Source organism: Microbispora sp. CA-135349, from assembly GCF_050947365.1.
Taxonomy (GTDB): domain Bacteria; phylum Actinomycetota; class Actinomycetes; order Streptosporangiales; family Streptosporangiaceae; genus Microbispora.
The window spans coordinates 6,887,539-6,902,127 of record NZ_CP192001.1; the positions used below are offsets into that span (position 1 = coordinate 6,887,539).

A 14,589-nucleotide genomic window follows, 5' to 3' on the forward strand; every position below is an offset into this window, starting at 1 on the left:
CGGGACCGCTACCCGCGGCGGACGTCACGAAGCGGCCTGCGCGGCGGCGATCAGGCCGGTGGTGGAGTAACCGGGCACGGTCGGCAGGATGACGACCTCCCCGCCGGCCCGGCGCACGGCCTCGGCCTCGGGCATCGACCGCGCGTCGTAGTCGCCGCCCTTCACCCACACGTCCGGGCACAGCCGTTCGATGACCTGCGACGGCGTGTGCTCGTCGAAGACCGTCACGGCGTCCACGCAGCCGAGCGCGCGCAGCACCTCGACCCGGTCGCGCTCGCTCACCAGCGGCCTGCTCGGTCCCTTGAGCCGCCGGATCGAGTCGTCGGAGTTCACGCAGACCACCAGAGCGTCGCCTAAGGCCCGGGCCCGCCGCAGCAAACTCACGTGCCCGGCGTGCAGCAGGTCGAAGCACCCGCCGGTCGCGATCAGGCGGCCCCCTGCGGCCCGTACGGCGGCGGCCACCTCGAAGGCGGAGGCGCCGGGCGCGAACGGCACCGGCGACTCGGCGGCGGGACAGTGCCGGCCGGAATGATGCAGGCGCAGCGCGGCGGCCCCGCCCTCCTCAACGAACCGGGTGGCCTCGCCGACCGCGCGGGCGACGGCGTCCTCGGTGGACGCGCCGTCCGCCAGGGCGAGCGCCGCCGCCGCGGCGAAGCGGTCGCCCGCGCCGCACGCGTCCGTACCGGCCGCGACGTGCGGGACGGGGACCGGCCCGAACCTGCCGCCGCGGCGGGCCAGCACCGCCCCGCGCTCGCCCAGCGTGATCGCGACGGCCTCGGCGTCGAGGTCGCGCACCAGCCTGCGGGCGGTGCGCTCGGGCGAGACGTACGGCTCCTCGCACATGCTTCGGGCCTCCGCCTCGCTCGGCGTGACCAGCGCGCATCCCGGCACGGGCAGCGAACCGCGGGGATGGGGGTCCCAGACCAGCGGCACGTCGAGGCCGCGCAGCGATTCGCGCAGCAGATCGCTCACGCCCCGGCCGTAGTCGGCGACCAGGACCGCGCTCGCCGAGGCGAGGGCGTCGGCCGCGCGGGCGAAGGCCGAGGCGGAGGCCACCTGGCCTGGCCGTCCCATCGCCCGGCCGTCGCCGGTGTCGATCCTGACCAGCGTCTGCCCGCGGGCGCGCACCCGCGTCTTGCGCACGGTCGTGCCGCGTAGCGGCAGCCGCACGATCTCCACCGTGGGCGACAGCAGACCCTCCAGGCAGCGGCCGGAGGGGTCGTCCCCCATGGCGGTGATCAGCACCACCCGCGTGCCGTCGCGGGCGGCCAGCAGCGCCGCGAGGCCCGCGCCGCCCGGCCGGTGGTGCTCCGCCTGCCCGTCCACGACCGGGACGGGCGCGTCGGGGGCGAGCCGGTCGGCCGTGCCCTCGACGTCGGCGTCGAGCAGGGAGTCTCCGACGATGACGAGTGGTCCGCTCACGCGACAGCCTTCTCGATCACGTCACAGAGCATGTGGATCACCGTGAGGTGCACCTCCTGGATGGTCGCGGTGTCGTCCGCGGGCACGGTCAGGGCCTCGTCGCACAGCTCGGCGAGCGGGTTCGGCCCGGGGCCGGTCAGCGCCCAGGTCGTCAGGCCGCACTCGCGCCCCGCCTCGGCCGCCTCGGTCACGTTGCGGCTCTTCCCGCTGGTGGACAGGCAGATCAGCACGTCGCCGGGGCGGCCGTGCGCCCGCACCTGCCGCGCGTACAGCTCGGTCAGGCCGAAGTCGTTGCAGATCGCGGTCAGGGACGAGGTGTCGCCGTGCAGCGGGATCGCGGCGTACGGCCGCCGGTCGGCGCGGTAGCGGCCGACCAGTTCGGCGGTCAGATGCTGCGCCTCGGCGGCGGAGCCGCCGTTGCCGCACGCGAGCAGCCGCCCGCCGCCGTGTAGCACGGCCGCGAGCTTGTAACCCCAGGCGTAGATCTTGGGTGTTTCCGGGTCCACCGCCGTCAGCGCGGTGCTCAGCCGGGCCAGATGAGGATGCATCGCTCAGCCTCCCGCGGCGGCGAGGGTGCGAAGGCACCCGCCGGCCAGGTTTCGGTAGACGGACTCGGTCTGCTCGGCGATCCTGGGCCAGCCGTAGCGGGCACGGGCCCGCCGGCCTCCGGCGGCCGACAGCGCCGCCCGCAGGCCGGGCCGGGCCAGCAGGTCGCCGAGCGCGCGGGACAGCGCACGCGGCCGCCGGGGCGGCACGAGCACGCCGCATCCCGCGACGGTGTCGAGGTGACCGCCGACCGCCGAGGCGATCACCGGCACCCCGCAGGCCAGGGCCTCCAGGGGCACCATGCCGAACGGCTCGTACCACGGGACGGTCACCAGGACGTCGGCGGAGCGCATGAGGGCGGGCACCTCGGCCCGGCTCACGCTGCCGATCAGCCGGACCCGGTCGCCGAGACCGAGGCCGTCGGCCAGCGCGCGCAGCCGTGTGCTCTCCTCGTCGCCCGGTTCGCCGCCCGCGATGACCAGTTCGGCGCCGGGCACCTGACGCATGGCGCGGACGACGGTGTCCACTCCCTTGCGCGGCACCATGCGGCCGATGCTCAGCACGCGGGGCCCGTCGCCGCGCGGGGCGGCCGGGCCCGCGGGGCGGAACAGGTCCAGGTCGACGCCGCACGGCACGACCGTGATCCGGTCGCGCGGCACGCCCATCGCGACGAGCTCCCGGACCTCGTCCGAGCAGGTGGCGATGACCGCGACCGCCCGGCTGCCGATGTCGCGCTCGATCGCGATCCGGTTCGGCGGGCTGGTGTCGGCCTCGCCCTGCCAGCGCCGCTTCACCGTCCCGAGCGCGTGGTAGGTCTGCACGACCGGCACGTCCAGGTCCTCGGCCGCCGTCAGCGTGGCCAGCCCGCTCATCCAGAAGTGCGCGTGCGCCACGTCCGGCGGCTCGGCCTTCCACCGGCGGGCCAGGTGCGCCCCGAACTCCGGCATGTACGGCAGCAGCTCGTCCTTGGGCAGCGGCTCCGGCGGCCCCGCGGGCACGTGCTCGACGGTGACGCCGGGCGCCATGGGCACGGCGTCCGGCTGGCCCGGGGAGGTGCGGCGCGTGTGTACGACGACCTCGTTGCCCCGCTCGGCCAGGGCCAGTGCCAGCGCCGCGACGTGCACGTTCTGCCCGCCGGCGTCCACGCCGCCGAGGGTCGCCAGCGGGCTCGCGTGCTCCGACACCAGGGCGATCCTCATGACACCCCCTCCTTCACCGCATCGCCCCACGTCGCCTCCGCCGTCCGTGTCAGCGCGGCCAGGCGCCGTACGGCGTCCACGACCTGCTCGCCGCTGATCGAGGACAGGCACGGATGACCGGGTATCGGGCAGATCCGCGCCCTGCTTCCCCGGCAGGGGGAGCCCTGGTCGCCGAGGACCACCGCCGGCACGCCGTACGGGGCCCAGCGGGCGGCGGGCACGACCGGTGCGAACAGGCTGACCACGGGCGTGCCGACGGCCGCCGCGAGGTGGGCGGGGCCGGTGTTGGCGGCGACCACGGCCGACGCCCCGGCCAGCACCGCGGCGAGCTCGGCGAACGTGGTCGCCCCGCCCAGATCGAGCCCGAAACCGGAGCCGAGGGCGGGGCCGGAGACGATCGCGGTCAGCGCCCGCTCCCCCGGGCTGCCGGTGACGACGACCCGCTCACCGGCGGCCAGCAGCGCCTCGACCGCCTCCGCCCAGCGCTCGGCGGGCCAGGCCCTGGCCGGCGCGGTCGTGCCGGGATGCACCACCAAATAACCGGGCGGGCCGGTGAGGTGCTCCACGTCCGGCAGCGGCCCGCGTACGGCGAGCCGCCCGTCGTCGCCCGGCGGCAGGTCGAAGCCGGCCGCGCGGGCCAGGCCGAGCATCCGCTCCGGCTCGGGGACGTCCACGCTCTCGTCCACGACGTGACGCACGTCGAGCAGGGAGCCGGGGAAGTCCTCGCTGATCGCGGCGATCCGCGGCACTCCGGCCAGACGCAGCAGCAAGGCCGTCGGCAACGCCGACTGGTGGAAGGACGTGAAGATCACAGCCACGTCGGGTCCGATGGCGCGGACCCGCTCCACCAGGCGGGCCGCGTGCTCGGAGGTCATCGGCACCGGGTCGGGGTCGATCCACGGCGCGCGCCACTCCAGGACGCGGTCGACGCCGGGCAGCAGTTCGGCCGCCGCCCTGCCGTACGGGCCGGCGAGCATGACGACCTCCCGCGCCCCGGCGGCGACGGCGCGCACGGCCGGCCCCGCGAGCAGCACGTCGCCCGCGTTGTCGGGCCGCACCACCAGAGCGGTCCCGATCACGAGCGCCTCCCCGTCCGCACCCGCACCTCACCCCTCAGCCGATGCGCGCAGGCGGCCGGAGGGATGACCACGCTGGTCACGGCCATGCGGGCGATCTCCTCCGGCGTGCGCGGCCCGGGGGCGACGCGCGCCCAGGCGAACTCGGCGGTGAGCCCGAGCCAGGCGAGCCCGGCGACGCCCGCGGCGGCGGCCAGGCGCGCGTCGCGCCGCTTCGCCGGCAGCCGCGATCCGCGCAGGATCCGGGCCGCCGTGGCCCACCCGGTCCCGCCGCGGGCGTTTCCGCGCCGGAAGGCGGCGGCCCCGGCCAGTGCGAGCGCGAGCAGGCCCGCGCCGGTGGTGACGGCGTGCCGCTTGAGCCTGCCCGGGTGACCGCCGATGGCCGCCCGCCAGTCGCGGCCGTGCACGTGGCGCATGAGCGCGTCGGACGCGTTGCCGCGCTGGAAGCGCACGCTGGACCAGAAGCCGTCGTCGCGCACCGGATGGCGGGTCAGGCGCTCCCCCTTCACGAGCGAGAACCCGGCCTGCTCGACCCGCAGCGCGAGGTCGGCGTCCTCCCGGTACGCCCCGGGGAATCGCTCGTCGAACCCGCCGGTCGCCTCCAGGGCCGTCCTGCGGTAGGCCATGTCGGCGGTGATCCAGTCGGCGCCGGCCAGCCCGGCGGTGTTGCGCTCGGCGTCGGTCGGGCGGCGGCCCTCGGCGGAACCGGGCAGCGGCACCTCCAGGCGTCCCTGGCTTCCGCCGACGTTCTCGGGCAGGCGGGCGAGGTCCTCCGTCAGCGCGCGGACCCAGCCCGGGCCCGGCACCACGTCGTCGTCGAGGAACACCACCCACGGCGTCGTCGCGGCCCGCCATCCGGCGTTGCGGGCGGCGGCCGGGCCGCGCCCGCCCGACCTGAGCACGCGTACGCGCGGCGGCACTGTGAGCGCTTCCCGGTCCTCCCCCGGCCGGTCGTCCACCACGATCACCTCGGGACCGTGACCATGACCGGCCCCGACGGCGGCGAGCGTGGCGGCGAGGCTCGGCCGCCCGATCGTCGGGACGACGACCGTGACGGCCGGCCCCGTCTGTCTGTACGGCTCGCCCGTGGACGCCGTGTTCGTCTCCCGGGTCATCTCAGTCGTCATCCGGCGAACACCGCCCCCCTGCGCACGACGTACGGACCGAGGACGAGCACGTCCACCGGGGCGGAGCCGAAGCACTCCAGGGCGTCGCGGGGATCGTCCACCATCGGGCGGCCGGCCGTGTTGAGGCTCGTGTTGACCACCACGGGCAGCCCGGTGCGCGCCTCGAACTCCTCCAGCAGCCGGGCCAGCAGCGGATCTCGGCCGCGCTCGACGGTCTGGATCCTGGCCGTGCCGTCGACGTGCACGACCGCGGGGATCCGGTCGCGCCACTCCGGCCGCACGTCGTGGACGAACAGCATGTACGGGCTCGACGTCGGGCCCCTGCCGAAGATCATGGGGGCGCGTTCGGCCAGCACCATCGGGGCGATGGGGCGGAACTGCTCGCGGCCCTTCACGTCGTTGAGCCGCTCGGTGTTGCGTGGGCTGCCGGGGTGGGCGAGCAGCGACCGGCGGCCGAGCGCGCGGGGGCCGTACTCGGCGCGTCCCTGGAACCAGGCGATCACACGGTCGGCCGCGAGCTCGGCGGCGACGGTCGCGGCGAGGTCGGCCGGGCGCTCGTACGGCACGCGCGCCACGTCGAGCCAGGCGCCCAGCTCCTCGTCGGTCCAGCCCCGCCCGAGGTCGGCGCCGGGCATCGGCGCGACGGGGTCGCCGCCCGCCTGCGCGAGGTGCAGCGCTCCCCCGAGCGCGGTGCCGGAGTCGCCCGCCGCGGGCTGCACCCACACGTCCTCGAACGGGCCCTCGGCGAAGAGCCGGCTGTTGGCCACGCAGTTGAGCGCCACTCCCCCGGCCATCGTGAGACAGCGGGCGCCGGTGCGCTCGTGCAGCCACCTGGCGAGGTCGAGCAGCACCTCCTCCAGCCGGACCTGCACGCTCGCCGCGAGGTCGGCGTGGTCGGCCGTCCACTTCTCGTCCTTGCCGAGCGCCTTGGCGTAGACGCTCCAGTCGATCGGCTCGACGCGGAAGCCGCCGTCACCCGTGGCGTAGATCAGCTCGCGCATCTCGTGCAGGAAGCGCGGCTCGCCGTAGGAGGCGAGGGCCATCACCTTGTACTCGTCGCTCGACCGGAGGAAGCCGAGGTGCTGGGTGAGGTCCTCGTACATCAGCCCGAGGGAGTGCGGCAGCGCCTGGCTCGCGAGGACGGTCAGCTCGCCGTCCCGGTAGTGCCCCGCCAGGTGCGAGACGGCCTCGCCCCGGCCGTCGCAGACCAGCACCGCCGACTCGCGGTAGGGCGCGGCCAGCCCGGCGGACGCCGCGTGCGCGATGTGGTGGGGAACGAAGCGCACCTGCGCGGGGTCGAGACCGGGCAGCACGGTAGCGAGGAAGTTGGGGGCGCGGCGCGCGTAGGTGGTGCGCAGGTCCTCCCAGTGCCCGTCCTGCCCGGGCCCCGCGGGCACCACGAGCTCGGGGTCGTAGGAGTAGGCGACTCCGTCGAGGTCCTCCGGCCGCAGACCGGCCTGTTCGAGGCACCACGCGGCGGCCAGCTCGGGCAGCTCCCAGGCGGAGAACGGGACCGGGCGCTTGCCGTGCTTGCGGCGGCTGAAGCGCTCTTCCTCGGCTGCGGCGATCACCTCACCATCCACGACCAGCGCAGCGGCTGGATCATGAAAAATCGCATTTATCCCCAAGAACCGCATCGGTTTCCCTCCGTGGCACAGTGGAGGTCTGGTTACCGAGAGAAGCGCTTCTAAACACTCCTTTGTAGAGAAGTCGACGTGAGTGGGGGATGCACTCAATTACTGCTACTCTGCGTAGTCATCGGCCGGTGTTTGCCGCTTTGTCCCGAGGGCAGCCCGGCGGGCGATTCGCACAGGAGGTCGCCCGTGCAAGATTCCGCTCGCAGGCCCGCCGCGGTGCTCTTCGACCGTGACGGAACACTCGTTTACGACGTCCCATACAACTCCGATCCTGATCGCGTCGAACCCGTCGCAGGAGCCCGGGAGGCTCTGGACCGGCTCCGCGCGGAGGGCGTCCCGATCGGAGTCGTGACCAACCAGTCGGGGGTGGCCAAGGGCCTGATCGCCCCGGAGGCCCTGCGGGCCGTGAACGACCGGGTGGAGGCCCTGCTCGGCCCGTTCGACGTGTGGGAGATCTGCCCGCACGACGACGGCGACGGCTGCGACTGCCGCAAACCCGCGCCCGGCCTCGTGCTGCGCGCGGCCCGGCGGCTCGGCGTTCCTCCGGATGAGTGCGTCGTGATCGGCGACATCGGCCGCGACGTGGAGGCGGCCCGCGCCGCCGGCGCCCGGGGCGTTCTCGTGCCGACCCCGGAGACGCTGCTCGAGGAGATCGCGGCGGCCCCCGAGGTGGCGTCCGACCTCGCCGAGGCGATCGACCTGGTGCTTCCGGGAATTCAGCTGACAGCTGAGGATGAAGCGGGCACGACCAGGGCAGTGGGGTGACGCGCCACGACGGGGGAGGCGTGACAGGAGGCACGGTGTTCCGAGGTCTGCAGGACGACGGACGGGGAGCGATGCGATGAGGATCATGGTCTGGCATGTCCACGGTTCGTGGACCACGTCCTTCGTGCACGGGGAGCACGAGTATCTGGTGCCGCTCACCCCCGACCGCGGTCCCGACGGACGGGGCCGGGCCGACACCTATCCCTGGCCCGTCAGCGCCCGCGAGGTCCCGTACGACCGGCTGGCGGGCGAGGACGTCGACGTGGTCGTCTACCAGCGGCCGCACGAGCTCGACCTGGCCCGCGAGTGGCTGGGGCGCGACGTGCCCGGCGTCTACGTCGAGCACAACACCCCGGCGGGGGACGTGCCCAAGAGCCGGCACCCGCTGGCCGACCGGGACGACATCCCGATCGTCCACGTCACCCACTTCAACGACCTGTTCTGGGACTCGGGCCGCGCCCCCACCCACGTGATCGAGCACGGGGTCGTCGACCCCGGCTACCTCTACACCGGCGAACTGGCCCGCGCGGGAGTGGTCGTCAACGAGCCGATCAGGCGCTGGCGGGTGGCGGGCACCGACCTGCTGCCCACGTTCGCCGCGGCGGCCCCGCTCGACGTGTTCGGCATGAAGGTGACGAACCTGCCGTCCAAGCTCGGCCTGGACGGCCAGATGGAGGCGTTCGAGGACCTGCCGCAGACCGCCATGCACGCCGAGCTGGCCAAGCGGCGGGTGTACCTGCATCCCTACCGCTGGACCTCGCTCGGACTGTCGCTGATCGAGGCCATGATGATCGGCATGCCGATCGTCGCGCTCGCCACCACCGAGGCCGTGGAGGCGGTGCCGCCGGAGGCCGGGGTCGTCTCGACCAAACTGCCCACGCTGCTGCGCGCCCTCGACCGGTTCGCCAACGAGCCCGAGCTCGCCGTCCAGGCGGGCAAGGCGGCCCGCGCGGCGGCGCTGGCCCACTACAACCTCGACCGTTTCCTCGCCGACTGGGACACGCTGCTCACCTCGATCGTCCGGGGATGACCCGTTCGCCGGGTCCCGATCCGATCGGGGCCCGATGCCCGCGGCGAATCAGACGTCATGAGGTCGCGTTGCCGGCGTTTCCTGGGGAGAACCTTGCCCCTCGATGAGACCGACCGGCATCCCTGCGGGTAACCCTGCTGCAGGTGGTGAGGGGGAGCCATGCCCGATCCCCGGGATCTCCATGACGTTTTCGCGGCGGCACTGTGCGCGCACGACAGCAGGCGTCTGCTGGGCTGCTTTCACCCGGGCGCCGTCGTCGTGACCCCGGTCGGCATTGTCGAAGGGCACGAACAGATCGAGTGGTATTTCGGCCAGTTCTTCTCCATCGTGCCCGACCTGACGACCGAGGTCACCACGATGCTGGTGCACGGTGACTCCATCGCCGTCGAATGGGTCACGTCGGGGAGCCAGGCGGGAGGAATGCCGCTCCCGGACGGCACCGAGATCCCCGGCACCGGCCACCACGTCCGCTGGACGGGGTGCGGGATGTGGACGGTGGAAGACGACAGGTTCGTCACCGGCCGCATCTACTACGACCAGTTGGGTGCGTACATGTCGCTGGGCTGCCGGCTCGTACGGACCGAGCCCGGCTCCGCGGCCGCTCCCGTCCACATGGTCGTGCCCGATCGGGAGGCCGGGCCCGCGCCCGCCGCCGGCTCGCCGGACCAGGAGGCCCGAGCCGAGACGGGATCCGGCTCCATCCGCCGGCTCCTCCGCAGGCTCTCCGGCCGGTGACCGCCCTCACGAGCCACGCCCGCACTTTTCTCGCAGTGCGTAATCCTTCGGTCACAGATCTGTTCAGGAGACACTGAGGAAGGCCGCCACGCCCCCCAGATCTGGCAGCGAGGTGCTCACGATGGTCGAACTGCGCCGTCATCTCGGTTACGTCTCCCGGCTTCTGGATGCCAAGAAGACGCTCAGTGAGCATCGGCGGCTTCTGGTCGCCGGCGGCGTACATCCAGGCGACCGCGCAGGAGGGCCGGGCCTGGGCGCGTCTGGGCGCCGCCCGCGAGACTCGCGACGCGCTGAACCGGGTGGCGCGGCTCGTCGCGCCGCTCCCGGTCCCGGACCGGCCCGAACACCACTACCGCTATGACCCCGCCAAGTCCGACGCCTACATCGCCACGACCTTGTCCTGGATCGGCGACCCCGCGGCCGAGCGCTACGCGCGCGGGGTGCTCGACCGGCTGGAGTCCGCCGGTCCGCGACGACCGCGCCGGGCTTTGGCCGCACGGCTCGACCTGGCTCTCGCGCTCGTGTCCGCTGAACAGCCCGAGGAGGCCGGGCACATGACGCTCGCCGCCCTCACCGACCCGCACTTCGTGCCTTCCCATCACTGGCGGGCCGCCGAGGTGATCAGAACGCTGGAGGCGCGGCAGGCCCCGCAAGCGACCGGACTACGCGCGGCATACCGCGAGTTCTGCGGCTCACCCGTCAGCCGCCGCTCCGACGATTCGAGCCGATCGTGACCAGGTGATCACGATGGGCTCGCGTGGGAGAAGAAGGGCGGGGACGTCCACCGGGCTGTCGATTTGCGGAGCTGCCGCGGGCAGGCCACCGCGAGGGTCTTGATTGTTTACCGAGAACGGGGCACCGCGAGGGCAGGTGATCCGGTCCGGGTGGGAAAAGGGTCCTCATGATGCGCAACCTGGTGAACGGCGCCGTCGGCGGCGCGCTCGCGACGGCCGTGTACAGCGCGATGCTGATGGCCGCGGACAGGGCCGGCCTGCTGGAGGAGCCGCCGCCGCGGCGGTTCGCGCGGATGACCCTTCGCGGGGCGGACAAGCCCAAGAAGGGCGAGAACGTGCTGGGGACGATCGCGCACTTCGCGTTCGGCTCCACCTGCGGCTCTGTGCTCGGCCTGCTGTCGGCCGGGCAGCGGGTGCCCGTCCCGATCGGCACGGCGTACGGGTTGCTGGTGTGGTACTTCGGCTACCAGGGCCTCGCGCCGAGCATCGGCGCGTACCCGCCCGTCCCGAAGGACCGCGTGGGCCGCCAGGCCGCACTGCTCGCGGGGCATCTGATGTGGGGCACCGCGCTCGCCGTCGCGCTGAACCGGCTGCGCACCGAGAAGGCGCCCCTGACCGCCGAACTCGCTCCCCGCGTGCGTGAGCAGGTCCGGCGCGTCATCCCCACTCCCGAGCCCGTCGCCGCTACCAGAACCTGACTTCCGGATACTTCGCCGACGGCCCGTCGAGCAGAGGCCGCCGCTTGCCCTTCAGATGCGCGTCGAGGAAGGCGGTGACGTAGTCCCGGGTGGGGACACGCCGCCGCGTGAGCTGATCGCCGCGGTCCGCACGGTCGCCGCGGGGAACGCGATGCTCTCCCCCGCCCTCCTGAAGAGGCTCCTCGGCTCGTTCGTCCACAAGCGCCCGCACGTGCCGAGGTCGCGCGCGAGCGGCTCGCCGCGATCCGCGTCCACGACGCCGACCTCACCTGACGCCGTCGCTCCCACGTACGAAAGTAGGGGGTGACACCCGCTGATCGTCCGATGCGCCGTGACCTGCTGGGCGTCCAGCTTCGTGGCGTGTCGGCCCTGACCCCTGTGAGGGATGGGCCCGCGTCCGATCCGGGATCTCCCGGATGTCCCCGACGCTCTTCTGCGACACGGTGTACCCGTGCCCTGACGATCGGAGTAACGCTGATGTCGCACGCCATCCTCGACCTGGTCCAGCAGATGATGTCATCGCCCTGGTTATACGTGGCGCTGTTCGCCCTGGCGCTACTCGACGGGTTCTTCCCGGTCGTGCCGGCCGAGACCTCGGTGATCACCGCCGCGGTGTTCGCGGCGTCGGGCGAGACCAACCTGGCCCTGGTCATCGTGGTCGCGGCTCTCGGCGCATGCGCGGGTGACCATATCTCTTATCTGATCGGCAGCAGGTCGGCGGGCAGGCTGCGGGAGAAGAGGCCGTTCGCCTGGGCGCGGAACGCGCTGGCCGAGCGGGGCGGGCTCGTCCTGGTCGTGGCCAGGTACATCCCCGGTGGGCGCACCGCGACCACGCTCACCATGGGCGCCGTACGGCATCCGCTGCGCTCGTTCACGTTCTTCGACGCGATCGCGGCGGCCTCATGGGCCGTGTACTCCGGGCTGATCGGCTTCTTCGGCGGGATGGCGTTCGAGAACGACCCGATCAAGGGCCTGTTCCTCGGCCTCGGCATCGCGCTGTCGGTCGCCGTGATCGTCGAGCTCGCGAGATGGCTCCGGAAACGACGCGCCACCCGGCTCTCCCCCGAGAATCTTCCCACCTCGTCCTCCGAGGAAGAATGTGATCTCGTGTCTGTCGCCGATCTGGGGCAGCGCTGACGAACCGAGGAGGAGCAGATGAGCAAGCTCGATGAGAACGCCGTAGCTCTGCTGAAGGAACCGGTCCACGCCTGGGTGACGACCATCCGGCCGGACGGATCGCTGCACAACACCGTCGTGTGGGTCGACGTCGACGGAGACGAAGTGATCTTCAACACCGCCGTGGGCCGGGCGAAGGAGCGGCACCTGCGCAACGACCCCCGGGTGTCGGTAAGCGTGCTCGACCCGGAGAACGCCTTCCGCTTCGTCAGCGTCTCGGGCACCGCCGAGCTGGAGCTCGACGGCGCGGACGCGGTCATCGACGGCCTGGCGAAGAAGTACCTCGGGGTGGACACCTACCCCTACCGGCAGCCGGGAGAGCAGCGCATCACCGTGCGCGTCGTTCCCGAGAAGGTCATCTCCAGCGCCGGCCGCTGACGGACGGGGCGTCCGCCGGGCGAGCGCGCGCGGAGCCGCCCGGCACACCTTCCCTCACGCCCCCACCCGCGCCCGGGACCACCGCACCTTCCGGCCCTCGAACCCGCTCACACGGCGCTGCGCAGGTAGGCGAGCACGGCGAGCACCCGGCGGTGGTCGTCGGCGTCCGGGGGCAGGTCGAGCTTGGCCAGGATGCTCGCGATGTGCTTGGCGACGGCCGCCTCGGAGACGAACAACGCGCGGGCGATCGCGGCGTTGGACCGGCCCTCCGCGACCAGGGCGAGCACCTCCCGCTCGCGCGGCGTGAGCCGGGTCAGCGGGTCACGGCGCCCGTGCAGCAGTTGCCTGACGACCTCGGCGTCGATCACCGTGCCGCCGCCCGCGACCGTCGTCACCGCGCCCGCGAACTGCGTGACGTCGCCGATGCGGTCCTTCAGCAGGTAGCCGACGCCCCCGGCGCCCGCCTGGTCGAGCAGTTCGGCCGCGTAGGTCTGCTCCACGTACTGACTGAGCACCAGCACCGCGAGGGACGGCCGCACCGCGCGCAGCTCCAGCACGGCCCGCAGCCCCTCGTCGCTGAAGCCGGGCGGCATGCGCACGTCGGCGACGACGACGTCCGGATCCTGCTCGGCGACCGCCGCGATCAGCGCGGGCGCGTCGCCCACGGCGGCCGCGACGCTGTGCCCGAACCGTTCCAGCAGGCCGGCCAGGCCCTCCCGGAGCAGCACCGAGTCTTCGGCGATCACCACGCGCACGGGATCTCCGCCCTGACCGTGGTCGGGCCGCCGTGCGGGCTCTCGACGGTGAGCGTGCCGCCGACGGCCGCCACCCGGTCGGCGAGCCCGGTCAGGCCGGTCCCGCGTGCCGGGTCCGCTCCCCCGCGCCCGTCGTCGGCGATCTCCAGCGCCAACGTCCCGTGACGCGACCGGCCGCGCACCGCGCACGAGCCGGCCCCGCTGTGCTTGGCCACGTTCGCCAGCGCCTCGCACACGACGTAGTAGGCCGCCGCCTCCACCCGCTCGGGAAGCCGCCGGTCCAGCGCGATGTCCACCCGCGCGGGCACCGGCGACCTCCCTGCGACGTCGCGTACGGCGGCGGGCAGCCCGCGGTCGGCGAGCACCTGCGGGTGGACCCCGCGGATCAGCTCGCGCAACTCCGCGAGCGCCTGCCCGGCCAGCTCGCGGGCCTCCTCCAGCCGCAGGGCCGCGGGCGAGCCCGGCGGAAGGTCGAGCCCGGCCAGGCCCAGCTTCATCGACAGGGCCACCAGCCGCTGCTGCGCGCCGTCGTGCAGGTCGCGCTCGATTCGGCGGCGCTCGGCCTCGAAGGCGTCCACCAGCCGCGCCCGGGACCGCGCGATCTCGCGCATCTCGGCCTCCTGCGGCACGAGCATCGCCCGGGCCATCGCCGCCCTGGCGCCCGCCCACGCGGTGATCGTGTACGCGGCGACGGGCACCAGCAGCAGCCCTACCGCCGAGCCGATGAAGGTCTCCCCCAGCGTGGCCTCACTCCCGGGGCCGGTCGGCTGCACGACCGGGGACAGGATCAGCACCGTCGGCCCGCCGATCGCGGCCGCCGCGACCAGCAGGTCCACCCATCCGAGCGCGACCAGCGCCACGAGGGCGTGCCCCGCCTCCCGCCACCCCGGCACCCGGCCGTCCGGCAGTCCGCGCACCGGCTGCCGGTCCGCGAGCCGCAGCCGCCGCCGCTCGAACCAGGCCACGGGCGCCAGCAGGGCGGCGGTCACCAGGGCGGCCACGAGCACGGCGGCGATCGCACCCGTCGCGCCGCCCATCACGCGCGCCGACGACAGCACGGTCGCGAACGCGAAACCGGGAACGGCCCCCGCCAGCAGGTACGCCAGCGAGCGCCAGGGCCAGGCGGAGGTCAGAAAGCGCCCCGGCGGCCCGGCGAGCGCGTCCAGCGCGGTCCGGGGCGCCGGAACCGCGGGGGCTGCGTCGTCTCTGGGGTCTCTGGGATCTCTGGGGGCTGCGGGGACGCGGAGGGGGACGGCCACGGCACCGACGCTAACCGCTGAACGCGCCGGTGTCGGTAGTGCTGGGAATACC

General features: G+C 73.8%; 16 protein-coding genes. 7 read left to right on the plus strand and 9 right to left on the minus strand.

Going from position 1 to position 14,589, the window contains the following annotated elements; genetic code table 11:
* Window positions 1–24: 24 nt before the first annotated feature.
* The 6 genes from ACQPZZ_RS31685 to ACQPZZ_RS31710 are packed head-to-tail and all read right to left on the minus strand — an operon-like array spanning window position 25 to window position 7,007.
* Window positions 25–1,422 carry a PfkB family carbohydrate kinase gene (locus tag ACQPZZ_RS31685; RefSeq protein WP_432925127.1) on the minus strand — a complete coding sequence of 466 codons (1,398 nt, stop codon included), beginning with the start codon at window positions 1,420–1,422 and terminating at the stop codon, window positions 25–27.
* Complete coding sequence (locus tag ACQPZZ_RS31690; RefSeq protein ID WP_363647345.1) at window positions 1,419–1,970, minus strand: D-sedoheptulose-7-phosphate isomerase; 552 nt, start codon at window positions 1,968–1,970, stop codon at window positions 1,419–1,421. Before ACQPZZ_RS31690 ends, ACQPZZ_RS31685 begins: the two co-directional genes overlap by 4 nt.
* A 3-nt stretch (window positions 1,971–1,973) precedes the next feature.
* Window positions 1,974–3,167, minus strand: coding sequence for a glycosyltransferase (locus ACQPZZ_RS31695; protein ID WP_432925130.1), 1,194 nt, complete (start codon window positions 3,165–3,167; stop codon window positions 1,974–1,976).
* Entirely contained in the window at window positions 3,164–4,246 is a 1,083-nt protein-coding gene (locus tag ACQPZZ_RS31700) for a glycosyltransferase family 9 protein (RefSeq protein WP_432925132.1), read from the minus strand. Before ACQPZZ_RS31700 ends, ACQPZZ_RS31695 begins: the two co-directional genes overlap by 4 nt.
* On the minus strand, window positions 4,243–5,370 hold the full coding sequence (locus tag ACQPZZ_RS31705; RefSeq protein ID WP_432925134.1) for a glycosyltransferase family 2 protein: 1,128 nt from the start codon (window positions 5,368–5,370) through the stop codon (window positions 4,243–4,245). Before ACQPZZ_RS31705 ends, ACQPZZ_RS31700 begins: the two co-directional genes overlap by 4 nt.
* Window positions 5,367–7,007 (minus strand): carbamoyltransferase family protein, encoded by a 1,641-nt coding sequence (locus ACQPZZ_RS31710; protein WP_432925136.1) that lies wholly within the window; start codon window positions 7,005–7,007, stop codon window positions 5,367–5,369. The genes ACQPZZ_RS31705 and ACQPZZ_RS31710 overlap by 4 nt, the downstream gene beginning before the upstream one ends.
* Before the next feature lie 186 nt (window positions 7,008–7,193).
* On the opposite strand from ACQPZZ_RS31710, the gene ACQPZZ_RS31715 reads away from it, so the two are divergent.
* From ACQPZZ_RS31715 to ACQPZZ_RS31735, 5 genes are all read left to right on the plus strand, one after another.
* Window positions 7,194–7,772, plus strand: a complete 579-nt coding sequence (locus tag ACQPZZ_RS31715; RefSeq protein ID WP_432925138.1) for a D-glycero-alpha-D-manno-heptose-1,7-bisphosphate 7-phosphatase — start codon at window positions 7,194–7,196, stop codon at window positions 7,770–7,772.
* Window positions 7,773–7,848: 76 nt separating this feature from the next.
* Window positions 7,849–8,802, plus strand: coding sequence for a glycosyltransferase (locus tag ACQPZZ_RS31720; RefSeq protein WP_432925140.1), 954 nt, complete (start codon window positions 7,849–7,851; stop codon window positions 8,800–8,802).
* A 159-nt stretch (window positions 8,803–8,961) separates the two neighbouring features.
* Window positions 8,962–9,537, plus strand: a complete 576-nt coding sequence (locus ACQPZZ_RS31725) for a nuclear transport factor 2 family protein (protein ID WP_432925142.1) — start codon at window positions 8,962–8,964, stop codon at window positions 9,535–9,537.
* Between the two features lie 185 nt (window positions 9,538–9,722).
* A complete protein-coding gene (locus tag ACQPZZ_RS31730) occupies window positions 9,723–10,271 on the plus strand; it encodes a hypothetical protein (protein WP_432925144.1) in 549 nt (182 codons plus the stop codon).
* Window positions 10,272–10,438: 167 nt separating this feature from the next.
* Window positions 10,439–10,969 (plus strand): DUF6789 family protein, encoded by a 531-nt coding sequence (locus ACQPZZ_RS31735; RefSeq protein ID WP_432925146.1) that lies wholly within the window; start codon window positions 10,439–10,441, stop codon window positions 10,967–10,969.
* On the opposite strand, the gene ACQPZZ_RS31740 is transcribed toward ACQPZZ_RS31735, so the two are convergent.
* A complete protein-coding gene (locus tag ACQPZZ_RS31740; protein WP_432925148.1) occupies window positions 10,956–11,180 on the minus strand; it encodes a hypothetical protein in 225 nt (74 codons plus the stop codon). The genes ACQPZZ_RS31735 and ACQPZZ_RS31740 overlap by 14 nt on opposite strands.
* Window positions 11,181–11,446: 266 nt before the next feature.
* Between ACQPZZ_RS31740 and ACQPZZ_RS31745 the strand changes: the two genes are divergently transcribed.
* Together ACQPZZ_RS31745 and ACQPZZ_RS31750 are read left to right on the plus strand one after the other, a co-directional pair.
* Complete coding sequence (locus tag ACQPZZ_RS31745; RefSeq protein ID WP_432925150.1) at window positions 11,447–12,106, plus strand: DedA family protein; 660 nt, start codon at window positions 11,447–11,449, stop codon at window positions 12,104–12,106.
* An 18-nt stretch (window positions 12,107–12,124) separates the two neighbouring features.
* A complete protein-coding gene (locus tag ACQPZZ_RS31750; protein ID WP_432925152.1) occupies window positions 12,125–12,523 on the plus strand; it encodes a PPOX class F420-dependent oxidoreductase in 399 nt (132 codons plus the stop codon).
* Window positions 12,524–12,630: 107 nt separating this feature from the next.
* Here ACQPZZ_RS31750 and ACQPZZ_RS31755 read toward each other — a convergent pair whose 3' ends face one another.
* Window positions 12,631–13,278, minus strand: a complete 648-nt coding sequence (locus ACQPZZ_RS31755; protein ID WP_432925154.1) for a response regulator — start codon at window positions 13,276–13,278, stop codon at window positions 12,631–12,633.
* Window positions 13,266–14,537, minus strand: a complete 1,272-nt coding sequence (locus ACQPZZ_RS31760) for a sensor histidine kinase (protein ID WP_432925156.1) — start codon at window positions 14,535–14,537, stop codon at window positions 13,266–13,268. Before ACQPZZ_RS31760 ends, ACQPZZ_RS31755 begins: the two co-directional genes overlap by 13 nt.
* Window positions 14,538–14,589 lie beyond the last annotated feature (52 nt).

Excerpts from the sequence above, each read along its gene's own strand:
- ACQPZZ_RS31690 (WP_363647345.1), bottom strand. The coding sequence starts at position 1,970 with ATGCATCCTCATCTGGCCCGGCTGAGCACCGCGCTGACGGCGGTGGAC.
- ACQPZZ_RS31695 (WP_432925130.1), bottom strand. The coding sequence starts at position 3,167 with ATGAGGATCGCCCTGGTGTCGGAGCACGCGAGCCCGCTGGCGACCCTC.
- ACQPZZ_RS31705 (WP_432925134.1), bottom strand. The coding sequence starts at position 5,370 with ATGACGACTGAGATGACCCGGGAGACGAACACGGCGTCCACGGGCGAG.
- ACQPZZ_RS31710 (WP_432925136.1), bottom strand. The coding sequence starts at position 7,007 with ATGCGGTTCTTGGGGATAAATGCGATTTTTCATGATCCAGCCGCTGCG.
- ACQPZZ_RS31720 (WP_432925140.1), top strand. The coding sequence starts at position 7,849 with ATGAGGATCATGGTCTGGCATGTCCACGGTTCGTGGACCACGTCCTTC.
- ACQPZZ_RS31725 (WP_432925142.1), top strand. The coding sequence starts at position 8,962 with ATGCCCGATCCCCGGGATCTCCATGACGTTTTCGCGGCGGCACTGTGC.
- ACQPZZ_RS31735 (WP_432925146.1), top strand. The coding sequence starts at position 10,439 with ATGATGCGCAACCTGGTGAACGGCGCCGTCGGCGGCGCGCTCGCGACG.
- ACQPZZ_RS31745 (WP_432925150.1), top strand. The coding sequence starts at position 11,447 with ATGTCGCACGCCATCCTCGACCTGGTCCAGCAGATGATGTCATCGCCC.
- ACQPZZ_RS31750 (WP_432925152.1), top strand. The coding sequence starts at position 12,125 with ATGAGCAAGCTCGATGAGAACGCCGTAGCTCTGCTGAAGGAACCGGTC.